Genomic DNA, 3,504 nt, shown 5'->3' with positions numbered 1-3,504 from the left:
CCCCTGCTGTCCCCCCGGGTGGTAGCCATCCAGCGCCGCGTGCAGCCCCACCTGGATGAAGGCCCCTTCCACCGGAGCGACCGCCACCGGCACGGGCTCCGGAGGTGGAGGCGCAAGCGCCGGAGGTGCCGCCACGGGAGGCGGGGGGGCGACGACTTCACCCAGGGGTTCCCCCGCGTCCACCGCGCGCAGCGCCGAGCGCACCGCCAGCGCCAGCGCCTCCGCCCCCACGGACCACGTCAGCGTTTCAGGCGTGCCCTCCAGGTGCGCGGTCCGGACGAACAGGTGTCCCGTCCGGGGCGCCGCCACGGACACACGCACCTCCGCGCCCTCGCGCGCGAACCACAGCACCGCGCGAGCGTCCTGGCGCAAGGCCACCCGCTCCGCCTCGCGCCACGCCCCGTCCGGGCTCGTCTCCAGCGCCGGCCCCTCCTCCACGGTCAGCACCACCGGCAGGTCGCTGCTCTGTCCCCGCACCCGCTCCAGGAGTGCGCGGTCCTCGGGGGATGCCGAGCGCGCGACGGCCCGCCACGCGTTGGCCGCCCACGCGGGGCTCCCCAGGGCCAGCAACACGGCCAGCCCCACCACGCGCTGCCACACCCCGACCTCCAACTGGGACATGCCGTAAAACCTACCTTCCAGGGAATCCGTACGGAAGCACCTCATGGTGTGGATCGTCCTGCACCCCATGGCGGGGAGGCCGGGAGGGCGGAGGCCACCATTGCCTGGCGTCCTGGACCGGGAGGGTCTCCACCGTTCCCGGGGTGGGGGAGGGCAGCCCCCAGGGCGGTGGATGTCTGTGTTTCGAGGAAGGCAGAAACCATCACGCGCGAGGGGAGAGAGACTCCCGGGCGGATGTCTGTGTTTCATCCGGTGAAAAACATTGCCGCCAGCCAGGACGCTGCTGGCGGGGAGAAGGACACTGCGGATCTTCGTGAAGCCCTGGGGGCTGCGCCTTCGCGGAGGGTGCGGCACGCCCCGCCTGGAAGCAGGCGACGTTTCACCGGAGGCTTGCTCCGCGCCCGGCGAACGCCCTTAATCCCACGCCATGACACGGCTGCGGGATTTGCGCTCGGTCCTGAACCTCACCGTCCTCGTGGCGGGGCTCGGGTACTTCGTCGACCTCTTCGACATCACGTTGTTCGGCGTGGTGCGCGTCGCCTCGCTGAAGGACCTGGGCCTCACGGACCCGGCGGACATCCTCCAGAAGGGGCTCTTCATCTACAACGCGCAGATGGCGGGGATGATGGTGGGCGGCCTCTTCTGGGGAATGCTCGGGGACCGGAAGGGCCGGCTGTCGGTGATGTTCGGCTCCATCCTCCTGTACTCGGCGGCGAACCTGGCCAACGCGTTCGCGTGGGACGTGACGAGCTACGCCGTCTGCCGCTTCTTCGGAGGCCTGGGGCTCGCGGGCGAATTGGGCGCGGCCATCACCCTGGTCGCGGAGTCCCTGCCCAAGGAGAAGCGCGGCCTGGGCACCACCGTGGTCGCGACGCTGGGCATGTTGGGCATCGTCGTGGCGGCGCTCGTCGCCCAGCACCTGCACTGGAAGACGGCGTACGTGACGGGCGGCGTGCTGGGGCTGGCGCTCCTCTTCACCCGCTTCAAGGTGTCCGAGTCCGCCCTCTTCACCCACAAGGCCGGCCCCGCGAAGGCGAACCCGTTGCTGCTGCTGCAAGGGGGGCGCTTCCTCACGTACCTCTGCTGCATCGGCGTGGGCGTGCCCATCTACTTCACCACCGGCATCCTCTTCGTCTTCGCGCCGGAGCTGACGGCGGGCTTGAACGTCCAGGGCACGGTGACGGCGGGCAACGCCATCCTCTTCGGCAGCGTGGGCCTGACGCTGGGGGACCTGCTGTCCGGCCTGCTCAGCCAGTGGCTCCAGAGCCGCAAGCGCGCGGTGGGGCTGGGGCTGTGCGCGTGGTTCGTGCTGGTGCTGGTGTACGGCCTGATGCCCGGGCTCACCCCCACGCTCATCTACTTCCTGAGCTTCCTCATCGGCCTGTGCGTGGGCTACTGGGCGGTGCTGGTGACCATGGCCGCAGAGCAGTTCGGCACCAACATCCGCGCCACCGTGGCGACGACGGTGCCCAACTTCGTGCGCGGCTCCGCGGTGCTCGCGGCCAGCGCCTTCGGTGTGCTCAAGGGCCACCTCACCGTGGGCCACGCGGCGCTCGCCGTGGGCGCCATGTGCTTTGGCGTGGCGCTCCTCTCGCTGGCGCGGCTGACGGAGACGTTCCACCGCGACCTGGACTTCGTGGAGTCCCCCGACGCGGCCCGCGCGGGCGCGGACTCCCAGCCGGGACCCGTGGGCTAGCGACGCGGAGGGGGGAGCGTCCTGCCGGCGGCTGACGGTCGCGGGCAGGCGCTCAAGGACTTCAGGGGGGAGGCCAGACGGTGATGGGCGCGCCGCGCTGCCCCGCGGTTGGGAGTGGCTTCTTCGCCTCTTGCGCCGCCGCCGGTTGGCGCGTGAGCGGCACGGACGTCCCACCGCAGCTCCGTCTGCGCTCACCATTGAGGGTGTTGACGCCGCGCGCCCCGGCAGCCAGATCCTCTCTGTAGGGGAAGAGCAGCCTGTCTCGCGCGCTCGCATTCAATGAGTCATTGAGGGAGGGGTAGGAGGCATAGGCCCCCACGGTCCCCACCACGCACGCGACGAGTCCGGTCCCTATCGCCACCATGGCGGCGGTGCTGTTCGTGTTCACGAGCGCGGCGCCTGCCCCGATTCCAGCGACTCCCCCCGTCAGGCCCCCCAGGGCCCAATACATGACCCGGCGGTGCGCGTCCTTCACGCTCCTGGCGGTACTGGACCGCGAGGGTCCCGTAGGCCCTCCCGGTCGTTGCCTGCACACGGGCCGGAGCGAGGTCGTACCACTCCGCGCGCTCGCATTCCGTGCGGGGCTCGCCGTGGGGCAGGGCCACGGGCGGCCCGATACGTCCACGCCTTGGCCCCGCGCAACCCACCAGCAGGGTGCACAAGCAATACCCAATCATGCCAACGATGCGCTTCACATCCACGGGCCACCTCGTTTCGCGGCGGGAACGCCAACCGGGAAGGGGCTCCTTCTTCCTCGAAGAAAGCTTCACCCGGACCGGGAGCGCTCCCGGTCCGGGCATGGATGAAGACCGCGCGCGCGTCGTGCCCCCCCACCTTCGTGAGCCCGCGCGGATTCCCCCCCACTCGAATGAGCCGGCCCGGGAAAAAACGATGCAGGGAATCCTCTGGCGTCAGGTGGGCGGCGGCACGCGCAGTCGCCATGCCAACACTCGGCCATCCAGGCCCAGCACGAACACCAGCGGGCCGCGCACCACGGGCCGGGTGCGCAGCGACGTGTCCGCCCTCACCGTGAACGCGGGCGTCCAGCCCGGGGCCCTGAGCGCCACGAGCTGTCCCTCGTGTCCGGACGTGGGCACCAGCAGCAGGTCCTCCAGCCCCACCTGCACCCGCCCCAGCAGCGGAGATGGCAGCGCCACCCGCGCCACCTCCGCTGCTGGGGCGGGTGC

The 3,504-nt window shown here is 71.1% G+C and carries 1 protein-coding gene and 2 pseudogenes; 1 reads left to right on the top strand and 2 read right to left on the bottom strand.

Going from position 1 to position 3,504, the window contains the following annotated elements; genetic code table 11:
• Positions 1–621 (bottom strand): annotated as a pseudogene (locus tag D7X74_RS40580) (hypothetical protein); the annotation flags it as partial.
• A 427-nt stretch (positions 622–1,048) separates the two neighbouring features.
• On the opposite strand from D7X74_RS40580, the gene D7X74_RS40575 reads away from it, so the two are divergent.
• On the top strand, positions 1,049–2,317 hold the full coding sequence (locus D7X74_RS40575; protein ID WP_120538279.1) for an MFS transporter: 1,269 nt from the start codon (positions 1,049–1,051) through the stop codon (positions 2,315–2,317).
• Between the two features lie 911 nt (positions 2,318–3,228).
• Here the strand turns inward: D7X74_RS40575 and D7X74_RS40565 are convergent.
• Positions 3,229–3,504: pseudogene (locus D7X74_RS40565) on the bottom strand (PQQ-like beta-propeller repeat protein); the annotation flags it as partial.

It is taken from the genome of Corallococcus sp. CA047B, from assembly GCF_003612065.1.
GTDB classification, from domain to species: Bacteria; Myxococcota; Myxococcia; order Myxococcales; family Myxococcaceae; genus Corallococcus; species Corallococcus praedator.
The sequence above is the reverse complement of the archived record's forward strand: the minus strand, read 5'-3'. Positions and strand labels throughout refer to the sequence as shown.